Source organism: Streptomyces sp. NPDC014734 (assembly GCF_043083325.1).
GTDB lineage: Bacteria > Actinomycetota > Actinomycetes > Streptomycetales > Streptomycetaceae > Streptomyces.
Genome location: NZ_JBIBYN010000001.1, coordinates 1 through 13,818, shown reverse-complemented (window position 1 = coordinate 13,818; position 13,818 = coordinate 1). Strand labels below are relative to the sequence as shown.

12 protein-coding genes and 2 pseudogenes are annotated in these 13,818 nt (G+C 69.3%); 4 read left to right on the top strand and 10 right to left on the bottom strand.

The annotated features are described in order from the left end of the window. Positions 1-28: 28 nt before the first annotated feature. The 7 genes and pseudogenes from ACF1CT_RS00070 to ACF1CT_RS00040 form a co-directional block, all read right to left on the bottom strand. Positions 29-980: pseudogene (locus tag ACF1CT_RS00070) on the bottom strand (IS481 family transposase); the annotation flags it as partial. 120 nt (positions 981-1,100) lie between these two features. Continuing rightward, positions 1,101-1,499 (bottom strand): GNAT family N-acetyltransferase, encoded by a 399-nt coding sequence (locus ACF1CT_RS00065; protein ID WP_391781459.1) that lies wholly within the window; start codon positions 1,497-1,499, stop codon positions 1,101-1,103. 939 nt (positions 1,500-2,438) lie between these two features. Next, positions 2,439-2,660: a hypothetical protein gene (locus ACF1CT_RS00060; RefSeq protein ID WP_391781458.1), complete on the bottom strand. Its 222-nt coding sequence runs from the start codon at positions 2,658-2,660 to the stop codon at positions 2,439-2,441. 198 nt (positions 2,661-2,858) lie between these two features. Continuing rightward, positions 2,859-3,218 (bottom strand): hypothetical protein, encoded by a 360-nt coding sequence (locus tag ACF1CT_RS00055; RefSeq protein ID WP_391781457.1) that lies wholly within the window; start codon positions 3,216-3,218, stop codon positions 2,859-2,861. 7 nt (positions 3,219-3,225) lie between these two features. Continuing rightward, positions 3,226-4,356 carry a hypothetical protein gene (locus ACF1CT_RS00050; RefSeq protein ID WP_391781456.1) on the bottom strand — a complete coding sequence of 377 codons (1,131 nt, stop codon included), beginning with the start codon at positions 4,354-4,356 and terminating at the stop codon, positions 3,226-3,228. Next, positions 4,353-7,553, bottom strand: coding sequence for a hypothetical protein (locus ACF1CT_RS00045; protein WP_391781455.1), 3,201 nt, complete (start codon positions 7,551-7,553; stop codon positions 4,353-4,355). Before ACF1CT_RS00045 ends, ACF1CT_RS00050 begins: the two co-directional genes overlap by 4 nt. A gap of 111 nt (positions 7,554-7,664) precedes the next feature. Further along, entirely contained in the window at positions 7,665-8,909 is a 1,245-nt protein-coding gene (locus ACF1CT_RS00040; protein ID WP_391781454.1) for an extracellular solute-binding protein, read from the bottom strand. A gap of 398 nt (positions 8,910-9,307) precedes the next feature. Between ACF1CT_RS00040 and ACF1CT_RS00035 the strand changes: the two genes are divergently transcribed. Further along, positions 9,308-10,489: a LacI family DNA-binding transcriptional regulator gene (locus ACF1CT_RS00035; RefSeq protein WP_391781453.1), complete on the top strand. Its 1,182-nt coding sequence runs from the start codon at positions 9,308-9,310 to the stop codon at positions 10,487-10,489. 126 nt (positions 10,490-10,615) lie between these two features. Further along, entirely contained in the window at positions 10,616-10,945 is a 330-nt protein-coding gene (locus ACF1CT_RS00030) for a hypothetical protein (RefSeq protein WP_391781452.1), read from the top strand. A gap of 54 nt (positions 10,946-10,999) precedes the next feature. On the opposite strand, the pseudogene mobF reads toward ACF1CT_RS00030, so the two are convergent. After that, positions 11,000-11,725, bottom strand: a pseudogene (gene mobF, locus ACF1CT_RS00025) (MobF family relaxase); the annotation flags it as partial. A gap of 82 nt (positions 11,726-11,807) precedes the next feature. Beyond that, positions 11,808-12,194 carry a hypothetical protein gene (locus ACF1CT_RS00020; RefSeq protein ID WP_391781451.1) on the bottom strand — a complete coding sequence of 129 codons (387 nt, stop codon included), beginning with the start codon at positions 12,192-12,194 and terminating at the stop codon, positions 11,808-11,810. Positions 12,195-12,327: 133 nt separating this feature from the next. Here ACF1CT_RS00020 and ACF1CT_RS00015 point away from each other — a divergent pair, with 133 nt between their 5' ends. Next, positions 12,328-12,477, top strand: a complete 150-nt coding sequence (locus ACF1CT_RS00015) for a hypothetical protein (RefSeq protein ID WP_391781450.1) — start codon at positions 12,328-12,330, stop codon at positions 12,475-12,477. Between the two features lie 569 nt (positions 12,478-13,046). Here the strand turns inward: ACF1CT_RS00015 and ACF1CT_RS00010 are convergent. Continuing rightward, positions 13,047-13,478, bottom strand: coding sequence for a MarR family winged helix-turn-helix transcriptional regulator (locus ACF1CT_RS00010; protein WP_391781449.1), 432 nt, complete (start codon positions 13,476-13,478; stop codon positions 13,047-13,049). 65 nt (positions 13,479-13,543) lie between these two features. Between ACF1CT_RS00010 and ACF1CT_RS00005 the strand changes: the two genes are divergently transcribed. Beyond that, the coding region (locus ACF1CT_RS00005) for an alcohol dehydrogenase catalytic domain-containing protein (RefSeq protein WP_391781448.1) at positions 13,544-13,818 on the top strand (275 nt) is incomplete at its 3' end.

Here is a 13,818-nt window from a genome sequence, read left to right as displayed (position 1 = left end):
GCGCGTATGCACCTAGATCCGTGTACGCGATGTACTGACCCGTGAGGTTGTGGACGCGGCTGGCGGGTGGTTGGCCCTTGAGCGCGGTGTGTCCGCAGTGGTGATTGTAGGTGTGCAGCCAGGTCGGGTAGGCGTCGCGTCGCTCCTGCTCGCTGCGGTAGGGGCGGGCGTAGGCCCATTCGTCCAGGAGGGTGCGGTTGAAGCGCTCGACCTTCCCGTTGGTCTGCGGGCGGTAGGGCCGAGTCCGCTTGTGTGAAATCCCCTGACTGGCAAGGGTGCTGTGCCACAGGCGGCTCTTGTAGCAGGAGCCGTTGTCCGTCAGGACGCGTTCGACGGTGATCCCGGCCTGGGTGAAGAAGGCGTGGGCGCGTTGCCAGAAGGCGACGGCGGTCTCCTTTCTTCTCGTCGGTGAGGATCTCGCTGTAGGCGAGTCGGGAGTGGTCGTCCACGGCGTTGTGGAGGCAGCTGTAGCCGACGCCGGAACGGGTCCTGCGGCCTGCCTGGCGTCCCAGGGTCCTGTGCCCGCCGCCGTCGGGGATGTTGCCGAGCTTCTTGATGTCGACGTGCACCAGCTCTCCCGGCCGGTCACGCTCGTAGCGGCGGATCACCCGGCCGGTGGCCCGGTCCAGGTGTGTGAGCCGGGCGAGGCGGTAGCGGGTCAGGACGCGGTGGACGGTGGCCGGGTTCAGGCCCAGGAGACAGGCGATGCGGGCCGGTCCCCAGCGGCGCAGGACGCGGACCTTGATGATCCGGCGTTCGGTGCGGGTCGGGGTGCGACGTGGGCTCGTGTGCGGGCGGCTGGAGCGGTCGGCCATGCCGGCCTCGCCGAGTTCGCGGTAGCGGTCGGCCCACCGCCTGGCCGTGGTCGGGGAGACCTGGAAGCGTTCGGCGGCCCTGCGCAGGGGCCAGCCGTCCACGACCACGCAACCGGCCAGGCGCAGCCGTCCGGTCTCGGTCAAAGGTGCATTACGGTGGGGCACGAGGGCCTTTCGGTCGGTGTAGACGTCGCAATCCACACCGAACCCGGAAGGCCCTCACCCGTTCAAGATTCCACACCCGAGACCTGCATCACCCGTCCACAACCTCCCAGGACAGAACATCTAGCGCAGGGCGATGAGCCCCGCGTCCGTCGGCCTGAAGCCGCACGCGTCGAAGTAGAAGGGACGCAGATGCTCCTCAAAGTCGACATGCAGCCATTCGCAGTCCGCCGCTCGGGCGCCTCGCGCCGCGGTCGTCACGAGTTCGGTTCCGACACCGGTCTTGCGCATGTTCTGGGCGACCATCGTGTCGAGAACGAAGGCATGGACGCCACCATCCCAGGCGACGTTGACGAACCCTACGAGCCTGCCGTCTTCTCGGGCACAGACCCAGCCGAGGCTGTGACGGTGCACTTGTGTCTGCCAATCGATGGGCACCTGGGCGTGACCGAACGCCTCCGCATGGAGCGCGTTGACGGCAGCGTTGTCGAAGTCGCCGCGCCACTCATATGTGATCGTCATGGGCGGCATCGTAGGCCGTGAGGCGTCGGATCCAGCCTTGTCCGTCCGGGGCTTATGTCCCTTTCAGGCAGAGGCATTCCGAGAGTTCCAATACCCGACTCCACCATTAGCGCTCTGCCCGGCCGAGACCATCGAGGCCCACCGCACCTTCATCGCCCGCCGCCGGGCCAGCCGACCCAGCGAAGAATATCGGACGCCGACCGAGGAGGAATGGGACTCTTTCCTCGCACACTTCGAGAAGCGCAAGGTCTCCATCGGCACCTGCGCTCGCGCCTTTTCACCCCCTTGCGTTCATGAACACGCTTGCGTTCGTTGCTCGCTTCTCCGGCCGGACCCGGCCCAACGCGGCCGGATGGAGGAGATCCGCGACAACCTCGTCGCCCGCATCGCCGAGGCCGAGCGCGAAGGCTGGCTCGGAGAATTCGAAGCACCCTCGCCAACCCCGCCAACCCCGCCGCCACCGTGTACGCGGTGGCGTTCAGTCCGGACGGGCGCACCCTGGCCACAGCGGCGACGACAACGCCGTGCGGCTGTGGGACGTGGACACCGGCAGGGTTCGAACCACCCTCACCGACCACACCGGCTCCGTGACCTCGATGGCGTTCAGTCCGGACGGCCCACACCCTAGCCACCGGCAGCATGGACCACACAGCGCGGCTGTGGGACGGCTCGTATGCTGACCCGGCAACGAAGATCAAGAGGCTCTGCCAAGTCATCCGTCGCGATCTCACGGACAAGGAACGATCGACATACTTGTCAGGACAGCCCGCCACCCCTGTATGCCCCACGTGATCCGAACGGCCCATCAACAACGGCCATCAGCGAGCACAAGCCTCACTGGTTCCTACTGGGCACCCATTGGGCCTTCGGGCGGGGTGCCGGGCGGCGGGACTCTGGGGCCGCCGCCCGGCTTGGATTACTGCACGGGCTGCTGATGCGTCAAAACGATCCCGGATCGGGGATCTCCTCACCCTCGCCATGGGGTGGCTCGAACCGGGCGACGAAGTCCTCCAAGACGCTCTCCGTCACGGTCAAAGCGTTGGCGTCCTGGCGGAGATTCCGCGCAGCAGGGCGCCGCAGCAGCTCCTCGCGATCGACGGGGAAGTACAGCATCTGCGGCCGGCCGTCAGCGTCCTCAACGAGCTTCTTCGGCGCCCACATCCTCGACACTGAGGCATGGACCGGACCCTGCTGCACAGAGCCTCCACCCCGACCACCAAAAGAACAGGAGACGCCCTGCAGTACCCCGGGCGCGGAAGGCCGATGAACGCACTCCAGCTCCAGGGCCGGGGCAACGTCAGCCGAGCGGGGCGCGGGGAGCACGACCGGCGTCACCGGCGAGACCGAGACGTCGTCCTCTCAGAGCCGGAGCGGGTGTTCGCTCTGGCGCATGCGGTGGTGGCCCGCTGGTGGGATCAGGCCCTTGGCCGGGAACAGGAGACGAGCTGGCCGCGGCGGCTGCATCAGGTCGCGGGCGGTGATGCCGGTTCGGAATTTGAGTGGTGGCGGGTCGTGGGGCGAGATGCGGTCGTCTTCCCGGAGGTGGTGGCGGTGGCCGAGGCGCTGCTGGATCCGGGCATGGTCGAGCTGGTGTGGGTGGACAGTGGTGCGGGGCGGCCGCGGGCGCTGCCCGTCGACGGGATGTGCGGCCGGCCCCGTCTCGCTGTTCAGACAGGTCCGGTACGGCCGGTCCCGCGTGGTCTCGGAAGCAGTCGGCAACGGTGTTTCATGTGGCCGGGGGTGGCGGCGCCAGAGGCGGCGGGGGCAGGGGCACCCGGACCACCGCGACGTCACCGGTCGACGGATCGCCGTGGTTGTAGAGGACCGCGGTGCCGTCGGGGGTGAATACTGGGTGCGGGTGCCGGGGGTGCCGGTCGGCTTCCGTGCGTGCCAGGGGTGTGCGGGCGCCGGTGGCGACGTCGACGAGCACGACGTCGGACACCTGTCCCGCGTTCTGCCAGCCGCGGCCCGGTGCGTCGAGCGGACCGGAGGTGTCGACGACGGCCAGCCGTCCGTCGCGGCTGATGTCGCAGTGCCAGTCCCGTTCGCCCTCGCTGACGAGCCGGGCCGGCCTGCCGTCGGGGTGGACCATGTACAGGCCGCGCGGTCCTGCCTCGCTCTCGCCGTACGCGCACACCACGGCGCCCACATCGTGGAACATCCAGCGTTCGTGGCCCACGGCGAGTGTTCCGGCTGGTGCTCCGGCGCGCGCTCCGGGGTGCGTTTCGGAGCGCGTTCCCCCATCCGTCGTCTGGCCGAAGACGCAACGCCCCTCCGGGTCCCGTGTGCGGTGCCGAGCCCAGATCCGGTCGGCGATCTGCTGGGAGGGACCCTCGTGGGCGAAGGCCAGCCACGATTCGTCGTACGGGCTGTACGCCGGGTGGTTGGCGAACCATGGTTTGGTGAACAGTTCGCCGACCCTTCCGGTGGACACGGAGATTTCCAGGCAGGTCACCGGTGTGTCCCGGCCCTCGGGGTGTTCCATCACCACCACCCGGTCTCCCGCACCCGTGAGGGAGCACAGGTCCTGCAGGGTGTGCCCGGGAGCGGCCGTGTACAGCCGCTCGGGGACACCGGAGTCCAGATCGAGAATGTGGAGCGCACTGTTCCAGACCCAGGCCACCCGCTCGGCGGACAGGGCCACGTCGGGCCAGAGCAACTGCTCCGGTCCCGAGGCGCTGGGCGGCAGTTCGCACAGGGCGCGTGCGGCACGGTCCTCGCCGCGCCAGCGGACACTGGTGAGCCCGATGGCACCGGTGACCGGGGAGTGCCGGGTCAGCACCACCCGTTCACCGGCGGCGTGGAACCCGTTGGTATGGGGGTAGGGCAGATGGGCACCGCTGAGGAGGAGAGTCATGGCACGAGCCTCGCGGACCGGAACTGTGCGGGGTTCTTGGGAGCCGCGCCGACTCCGGCCCCCCACTGGAGATAGCCGTCCCGGGCGTCGGGGCCGGTGCCCGCGTCGGCGTCGTTGACGAGGAAAGACAGCCCGATCGTCCCGGTGGGCGGCCGGTCGAATCCGAGCGAGGACCAGGGCACCGCGAGCCGGTACGTGGTGGTCCGGGCAGCCTCGTCGCGCACGGCGGAGACGTCCGCGCCCGGTGTGGGCCCGGCCTGCTGCCCCGGTGGGGCGCTCCAGGTGTACGCGACGGGGCCGCTCGGCAGCAGCGCCGCGCCGACCTCGACCCGGGTGCCGCCGAGCGTGCCGGGGAAATCCGAGTAGAGGTCGTACTGGATGGAGTCGACCTGCCAGGCCGTCGAAGGGTCGGTGCGGGCGGCGTTGTGCACGTCGTCCCTGATGACCGCGTCCAGGATCAGGTCCTCGTCCGTGTAGGTGTAGCGGATCGTCCCGGAGAGATCGTCGGGGCCGGTCCTGGTACCGCCCCGCAGACCCACCCAGTCCCCGAGGGAGTTCAGGTCCGTCGGGGCGAGGGTGGTTTCGCCCGCGCGTTCCACGGGGCTGAAGCTGAGCGAGCCCGAATCCGTGGCACCGCCGGTGGTGACGGAGTAGGCGTAGGACACGAACTGCTGCACGTCGGAAGGGAGTTCAACCGTCCTCTCGGACGATTGCCCGGCGGGAACCGGAGCCGGATCCGTGATCGTGCCCATCCAGGGCCCGACTCGCCAACCCACCGGCGCGGGTGTCAGAGCCCGGTCCGGGTCGTTGTTGGTGATCTTCACGGTGAGGCCTCCGCCGCTCCTGCGGATGTCGGGTCGTCCGGTCACGGTGTACGGCTCGACCACCTTCGTCGTGGTGCGCAGCCGGGCCAGCCGGCCGAAGGAGGCGTTGACTTCGCGTATGCCGGCGGTCGCGGTGGCGGGCACCGTCAGCGTGAGCGAGGTCTTGGCGCCGGGCCGGGTTCCCAGCGTGCCGTGCACGCCGTCGATGGTGACCGGCAGCCGGCGGGGCAGCGCGCCCGCCCCGGTGCGGTCCGCGGTGACGGTGACCTTCAGGGCGGCGCCGGTCACCGACTGCTCCGTCGTGCTCAGCGAGAGCGGTGAGTTCGTGACTGTCACGCCGGTGACCGGCCCTTCGAGGAAGACGGGGCTGCCGTCGAGGCCGAGCGTGATGTGCCCGGCCGTCGGGACGAGCGTGCTCCGCTTGCCGAACTGGTCGGTCAGGGTCAGGGGCCTGTCGGTGGCGACGGAGACCGTCTTCGGCGAAGTGGCCCACAGGGAACGGGTGGTGGTGCCGTACGGGTAGATGTGGACGGCCGGGTCGCCCGCGCTCTCCCGCTCCCCGAGCGGTTTGCCGGCGGTCTGGCGGATGAGGACGGCGTTGGAGACGGCGGCGGGTTTGGGGGCCAGTCCCTGGACACCGGCCCCGGCGCGGCGGAACAGCCCGAAGCGGTGTTCGCGTTCGCCGGAGTCGGTGCCGTCGTCGAGGAGGTCGTACCAGAAGTACTTGTCGGCACCGGCCGCGCGCGCCAGCGTCTGGGCGCGGATCAGGTAGTCGGCCTGCTGGGGCTCGCTCCAACCGCCGGTGTGCGTGGGCCAGCCGTTCTCGGTGACCCAGACCGGCATCTTCTTGCGCGCCTCGACCTTCTTCACCAGCTGCGCGAACTCTCCGAGCGCCTTGATGTCCTCCGGCGGCGTGCCGGGCGCGTCCGCCGCGTTGGCGTAGTAGTTGACGCTGAAGGTGTCGAGGTGATCGAGGCCGCCGCGGGCGATGAAGTCGTCATGCCAGGCGAGCTGGGTGCCGGCCGAGGTGGGGCCCACGATGTTGGCGTCCGGCATTGCCTGCTTCACCGCCTTGACCATGTCGATGTAGCACTGCGCGGTGATGCCGCAGGCCCCGTCGTTGAACCCGGTCCCGTTGAACTCGTTGTAGACGGAGAAGTCCTTGGTGTACGGGGCATAGGCGGCGGCCGTCGCCGCACCGAACCTGGCGAAGGCCGCCAGCCCCTCGGGCGAGCTGGGGGTTTTGCCCCCGTCGTAGAGGGGATTGCGGTAGCCGAGGATCGGCATGGTCCTGATGCCGCGCCCCGCCGCGCTCTTCAGCCCCGCGTCGAGGGCGTGGGAACCGAAGTCGTAGACACCCTTCTGCTTCTCCACCGCCCAGTTGGCGTCGGATCTGACCTGGCTCCAGCCCACGGTGGCGGCGGAGTCGAGCAGGGTGTCCTCCCACCCCGGCTGCCAGCCGTAGTGCATGGCCACGGCGTAGTACGGGTCCTTGGCGGACGGCGGTGGGGTGACGACACCGAACGAGGTCGTCCGCGTCACCGGGGCACCGGAGTCGGCGGTGGCGGTGAGTGTGTAGTAGCCGGGGCCGAGATCCCTGATGTCGAGGGCGGCGCTGCCGTTGGTGACCTGCGCCGTGCCGGACTTCAGCGGCACCCCGTTCGGGTCGCCGATGGTCCAGCCGACCCGGTCGGCCGCGGAGGCGAAGGTGATCGGCCCCTGATCCGCGCCCTGGGCGAAGAGCAGACGGCGTGAGGTGATGTCGAGCAGCGGGGCATCGGTGAACTCGACGGATATCCGGCTGAAGCAGACCGGCGGCATGTTCTCGGCCGTCGCCTGCACATCGAGCCGGAAGTCGGCGCCGTTGGCACGGTTGGCGAACCTGATGTCGCCGAGCTCGAACTGTTGGCTGCGCCAGGTGCCGGTGCCCTTGAGCGCCGGGCCGGACACGCCGGTGAAGGCGTTGGACTGCGAGTCGTACTGGAGATTCATGCCGACCGCGGCCGCGTCGAAGTAGTCGACCGTGACCACGGCCCGCTTCGCCCCGGCGGGGACGGCACCGGCCGCCACATCGACGTACAGGTACCGGTTGTACGGATCGCCCGACATCGTCCAGCAGCTTCGCCCCGCCTGTTCGCGCACCGCGTGGGCGGGGTCCTTGTCGCGGTCTCCGGGCCAGGCCCGTTCGATGCCGTCGTACACGGGCTTCGCGCCGAGCACCGCCGTGGCACGGGCGGCCTGGGCGGGCCGGGCATGCGCCTGCGTGGCTGCGGGGGCCTGTATCAGTGTTGCGGCCAGGGCGGAGACGGCGAGCGTCGTGAGCGTGCGACGCAGCCGGGTGAGCGGTCTTCTCGGTGGTGCTTTGGACATCATGAGGCCCTTCTCGCGGAGTTGCGGGGTGCCGAGCCGTTCTGTGTGGGGGGGGGCGTCAGTTCCGTGTGGGGTGCCGGCTCCGTACACGGGTGTCGGTTCCGTGGGGATGTGTCACCGCTGCGCCCGGTCGATGAGCGGGCCGACCCTCCGGTCCGCCTTCTCCAGCTCGGCGGCCGGATCGGCGTTCTCCCGGGTCAGTACGGCCTGCACGGCGCTGTCCAGAGCGGCGTACAACTCCTGTGCGGCGACGGGTGGTTCGACGACGTACGTGGTGGTGTCGAGGCTGTTCACGTACGGGGCGAAGTTCTTCAGCGGCACGTTGGAGTGCTTGCGCTCGGCCTCGGCGGCCGGGCCGGAGACCTTCGCGTCGTAGAAGGGAAGACCGGGGACTCCGGCGGGATTCCTGTCGGCGGCGATCTGCTCGGTGCGCTGGGCGGCCAGCGCGGGGTCGTACTTGGTCCTGAGGTAGAAGAAGTCGATCCACTTTGCCGCGGCGCGACGCTGCGCCGCGTCCGCCTTCGGCGACACGACGGCGACGCCGCCGCCGAGGAGGGTGGCCTTCTCGCCGCCGGAGGGAAGCGGGGCCTGTCCGTAGGCGCCGGGCCTGCCGTGGAACTTGGCCGCATAGGCACCGTAGGTGCTGGGAGAACCCAGCAGCATGGCGACCTTCCCACTGGCGAAGTCACGGGTCAGGTCGTCGGTGCCACGCAGGTGCTGCTTGCCCATCGACCCGTCGGCCCACCGCATGGCCTTGAGCAGGTCGAGGGCCTTGCCGGTCCGGCCGTCCCGGAAGGCCGTGGCCTGTTTGCCGTCCGCCTTCTTCTCCATCCGGCCGCCGTAGGAGTACGTCATTGTGGTCAGCATCCAGCCGCCGGTGTTGTCTACGGTATGCATGCCGAATCCGGGCACACCGGTCCGGTCCGTGATCGTCCTGGCCGCGGTGCGCAAGTCGTCCCAGGTGGCGGGCGGCTTGTCGGGGTCGAGACCCGCCTTGCGAAACAGTTCGCGGTTGTAGACCAGGCCGACGGAGTACACCTCGGTGGGAATCCCGTACACCTTGCCGTCGGCACCCGTGACCGGGGCGAGCAGCCGCTTGTCGAACTCCGTGCCGTGCGGCAGTTCCGCGATCTCCTTGCTGAGGTCGGCGATCTGGTGCCGTTCGATCATGTTCGGCGGGTAGGTCAGCGGTACCCGGAAGACGGTCTCCATCTGACCGGAGGCGAGACGCGCGGGAAAGGTCTTGGCGTCCCACAGCGCGTCGGTCGGCTTGATCCTGATGTCCGGGTTGGCCTTCTCGAATGCCTTGACCTGCGCGAGGAAGTCCTTCCGGCCTGCCGGAAGTGTGGTCGGCGGCATGCCCGCGACGGTGATCTCCGTTGTGCCGTCCGCGCTCCCTCCCCCTTCGCCACTCCCACAGGCGGCGAGGGAGACAACCATGAGCAGAGCCGCCCCGACGGCGGAGAAGTCCCGCCGTCGGTTCCTGATCCGACTGCCTGCTGATCTGCGCGTGGGTTCGGTCATCATGGCTCCCCTGAAGGTGGATCGGGCTGAGCAGAAGCTAGCAATAACGCGTTAACGCGTACAGATGCTGGCGCCAACTCACCATGTCTGAAATGAAAGTTCGTGCAGTTAACGCATCAGGAGTGCTGTCGTTCGTCGTCGCCCACCACTTGGACCGCAGGCGCGTGAGCCCCTTCTGCACAGGACGGGCTCCGAGCTATCCTTAGCGCGTTAACGTGTCAGGGAATGAGTCGGTGAACGATGGGGGCAGCATGATCGAGGCCGAGCGCGAAGGCACCGGCCAGAACCCGCTCTACCGGATGGTGAAGCGGGATCTCGTCGCGGACATCGACCGGGGCGCCTACGAGCCCGATCAGCCCTTCATCAGCCAGCGCGAGGTCTGCGAGAGATTCGGTGTCAGCTCCACGACCGCCGTGCGGGCCCTCAACGAACTCGTCACCGAGGGCTACCTGGTTCGGCAACGGGGACGCGGAACGTTCGTGGCGGAGCGGCGATCGCCGCCGACCGGCAACGGGACCGGGGCGCGTGAGCGCTCGGTCGCCTGTGTGATGCACGGCCACGGCGCGCACCAGTCGGACGTCCTCGACGGCATCGAGTCGGTGTGCGGCGAGGAGGGGCTGCGGATGTTCCTGTCGAACTCCAAGGGCTCGAAGCGGGCGGAGGAGCACTCCCTGCGTCAGGCGCTGGAGTCGGGCGCCGGGGGTGTTGTGCTCTACCCCGTCGACGGCGGCTCGGACTCACCGGCGCTGGCCGAGCTCGCACGGTGCGGGGTGCCCGTCGTCATGATCGACCGCTACCACCCCGAATCCCCGAGCGATGCCGTCGTCTTCGACAACTACGCGGTGGGATTCGGGCTCACCGAGCACCTCATCGAGCGCGGTCACCGCCGGATCGCCACGCTCTGGGACGAGACCGACGTCACCAGCGTGACGGAGCGGCTCACCGGACACGTCCAGGCGCTTCGGACGCATGGCATTCCGGTCTCCCCCGAACTCACCGCCCTCACGACCTATCACAAGCTGCCCGACGACCGTCGGCTCGCGATGCTCTCGGCCTTCCTCGACCGCCCGGAGCCACCCACCGTGCTGCTCTGCGCCAACGGCCACACCCTGGCGCACGCGGCCCGGGACCTCTCCGTCCTCGGTCTTGAGGTCCCCGGCCAGATCGAACTCGCCGGCATGGACGACGCCGGCCCCTTCGACCTGCTTCCGCTGACGCTCACTGCCGCCCGCCTTCCCTCCCGGGAGATGGGCCGCCGGGCGATGGAGATGCTCGCGCAGCGCATCCGGAACCCGGACGGTCCGCACGAGGTCCGGCACATCCTGCTGCCCGTCGAGATCCGGACGCGTGACTCCGCGCAGGCGTATCTGCGGGTGGTCGGGGCCGGATCCGCCCACCGCGCGCAAGCGCGTTAGGCCGGGACCGCTGCCGTCCGCCGTCCGCCTTGCGGCTCCTCTGCCTCGTGGCCCCTCCGTATGGCGTCCTTCTCCGGAACTCACCCTGCGGGTCAACGGACGCAGCACGGCCCGGTCGTCGGTGTCGTGCGGGTACAGGGTGCGCAGGTCGGCGGTCATCATCCGGCGGCTGGCCGGGCGGGTGTAGTCGTCGATGGCTGTCTGCACGATCTGTTCGTCCAGGCCGGGTTGGCGGGGTCGGCCGCGCAGGACGCAGGCGAGGTGGCGGCGGGCTTCGGCGAGCAGGTGGTGGTGCTTGAATCCACCGCGCATGACATGGACCACGGCGGCGGTGCTGACGGCGGCCAGTGCCATGTCGACCGCTGGCCTGATCCGGGCCCGGACGACTGCGGCCGCCGCGCGTGCCCGCTGTGCGAGCTCGTGGATGGTGCAGGCGCCGAACGCCCGGATCGCTGAGTCCCGCCACTGTGGGCGCAGTTCGGCCGGTGACAGCGGTTCCTTGCGTGTGGGCGGGCGGGTCCGGTCGGCGGCCTGACAGCCCAGCATGCAGGTGTCCCGCTCCCCCGGCGGGTGCCCGCGCCTGTCCTCGTACTCAGCTGTGAGGACGGACAGCGCGTCCTCGATCTGCTGGCGGCGGGTCGACTGCCAGCCGATGAGCCGCTGGTCGATTCCCCCGATCTCCACGACGGGCCGTCGGCCCGGGGTCACCTCGCGCGGCTCCCACGCCCACCCGAGCCGGGCAGACACCTTCTCCATGAAGTGGAGGGTGTAAAGAGCGTCGGCGGCGACTATGCGGGTCATCAGCGAGTCCGCCGACAGGTTGCCCCACTTCCCGTCGTGGGGCCGCCGGGCGCGGATCGACACGATCGCATGAACGTGCAGAAGGGGCCGCGATTCCGTGGCTCTGGACTCGTAGTGCCGGAAGACCGCGACGATCGACCCGTCCTTGACCCGGGCGCGGCGCTTGCCGCCGGCTTTCCAGCGGATCTCCGCGACCGCACCCTCCGCCCACGTCAGCTTCTTGTCCCGGGCGATGTCATTGCACAGCTCCAGCACCCGACGGTGCCGGCCGTCCATCAGAGCCCATGCGAGGTGTGCCGTCGGCGGGGCCGGAACACCAGATCGAAGGCCAGCCAGGGCGTCCGCTTCTTCGCCTTCTCGGTCTTGGCCGACTGGTTGTGCTCGATGGGCCTGCCCGGCACGGTCGCCCGCCGGGCCTGCGCCGGGCTCGTGCAACTGGAGGAGGCGCGGGTTCCCTTGCAGCGACGTGAGCGGTCATCAGCGCATTTCAGCAGGTGGGCCACCCTTGTTCGGGCTGTCACCCATAGGGTTGAGATTCTCGGGGTAACTCGCAGATTCTGCGAGCAAGGCTCCTCATCTGCGTGTTCTGCGCAGCCTCTTCGGCGCCCTGAAACAGCAGCGCGTCGTCTTCCGCGACCCCACCCGCGGCATCCACCTGCCCGCCAACCCACCGCTGCCCCGCCCCCTGCCGGGCGACCGGCTCGCCGGCCTCCTCGACCGCGCTCACACGCCTCTTGCCCGCCTCCTTGTCGCCCTCACCGCCATCCACGCCGTCCTGCCCTCCCAGGCCGCCGCCATCGCCTTGTGTGACCTCGATCTGGCCAACGGCCGCCTCCGGCTGCCGAGCCGCACCCTCTACCTCGACTTCCCCACCACCGAGCTCCTGTGCACCTGGCTTGCCCACCGCCAGAACACCTGGCCCGCCTGTGCCAACCCCCACCTTCTAGTCAGTGCCCGGACCGCCCTCGACCCCGCCGGTCCACCCGTCAGCAAGACACTTCTTCGGTACGCCATCGGCCGCACTGGGCTGACCACCCGTGCCCTATGGCAAGACCGGGATCCTCGCCGAAGCCCGCCACAGCGCGGACCCCGTCCGCCCCATCCGCCTCTTCGCCCCGGCCGACTCCACCGCCATGCGCTACGTCCAAGCCGCCCACCCCGAGAAGACCGGCCGCCTACACCCGTGACAGCCGGTGATCCCACAGAACCAGGTCAGGCCGGGTAGAGGACGATCGTGATATTCCCAGGCGAAAGTCCACGTAATTCCCCCGCGTTGGGAGCGATGACGACTACTTGATCCCGGGGAGTCCGACTTCCGACGTCGCGTGTCAGTGGCCCGTGCCAAGATGCGCGGACGACATCCACCAGCCACTCGCTCACCAATCACGACGCCACGCAGCGTGCCCACCTTCTGGGATTGGTTGGTGCTGTCGAACCATGGGACAACCTGGAGAGCTCTCACCTGGAGACCGCCACGCAGTGGATCGCAGCGGAGCCCCGGTCTACCGGGTAGCCAAGCCGGACGTTCCTGCGATGCACCTGGTGAGCTATTTCCTCGTCCGCGACGACACGCGCGGTCAGCTGCTGCCCGTCGCGCACCGCAAGGCAGGCCTGTGGCTGCCCGCCGGCGTTCATTAGGCAAGTCGACTGCCGGTTTCAGGGGTGTCGTGTCACTCCGGAGTTCCTGAGAGAGTTCCGGATTCTTTACGTTGAGGGCCAGAACGCGTGTTGAGTCGGTCGGGCGTCCGGGCCGGGTCTACGGCGCCTCATGGACCCGAGTCAGCAGGGCCATCAGCTGGTTCTGCTCGTCCCGGGTGAGCGGCGCCAGCAGCTCGGCGTTGGCGGCCTCCGCCAAGGCACCGCAGCGGGCGAGGACGGCCGTGCCCTCCGGAGTGACGGTGACAGCGTTCTTGCGCCGGTCGGCGGGGTCCGGGGTGCGCAGGACAAGACCTGTCTGCTGGAGGTGGTTGAGGATGCCGACCATGTCCTTGGGGTCAACGGCGAGTCGACGGCCCAGGTCGGCCTGAGTCACGGGGCCGTACTCGGCGGTCGCGGCCAGCACCGCGTGGTGCATGAGTTTCAGTCCCTCCGCAGCGATCGCGTCGGCGACCAGGCTCCGGCCGCGTGCCGCGACGCGGCCGACGAGCCAGCTCGGCATGGACTGGATGCGCTGGAGGGCTGAGGTCATGCGTTCAGCCTATCCAAAATTCGTTGGACATCCCCATGACTTCTTCCTTATCGTTGGGTCACCCAATGAAAACGGATCGGGGAGGTCCTGTGCTGCGCGTTCGCCATGAAGTTGACGGTGGACCTGAGGTGCTGTTCGTCGAGCGGGTCGACGTACCGGAGGCAGGAGCCGGAGAAGTACTGATCCGGGTCGAGGCGATCGGGGTCACGCTGCCCACCGTGCGCAAGGTCCGGGAGGGCAGCGAGCCGATCTCGTTCGGTGGCGAGGTCGCCGGGGAGATCGTCGCCCTGGGCGCGGGAGTCACCGCCTTCGCCGTCGGAGAGCGCGTGACCGGACTGTG

Excerpts from the sequence above, each read along its gene's own strand:
- ACF1CT_RS00065 (WP_391781459.1), bottom strand. The coding sequence starts at position 1,499 with ATGACGATCACATATGAGTGGCGCGGCGACTTCGACAACGCTGCCGTC.
- ACF1CT_RS00060 (WP_391781458.1), bottom strand. The coding sequence starts at position 2,660 with ATGTGGGCGCCGAAGAAGCTCGTTGAGGACGCTGACGGCCGGCCGCAG.
- ACF1CT_RS00050 (WP_391781456.1), bottom strand. The coding sequence starts at position 4,356 with ATGACTCTCCTCCTCAGCGGTGCCCATCTGCCCTACCCCCATACCAAC.
- ACF1CT_RS00045 (WP_391781455.1), bottom strand. The coding sequence starts at position 7,553 with ATGATGTCCAAAGCACCACCGAGAAGACCGCTCACCCGGCTGCGTCGC.
- ACF1CT_RS00040 (WP_391781454.1), bottom strand. The coding sequence starts at position 8,909 with ATGCCGCCGACCACACTTCCGGCAGGCCGGAAGGACTTCCTCGCGCAG.
- ACF1CT_RS00010 (WP_391781449.1), bottom strand. The coding sequence starts at position 13,478 with ATGACCTCAGCCCTCCAGCGCATCCAGTCCATGCCGAGCTGGCTCGTC.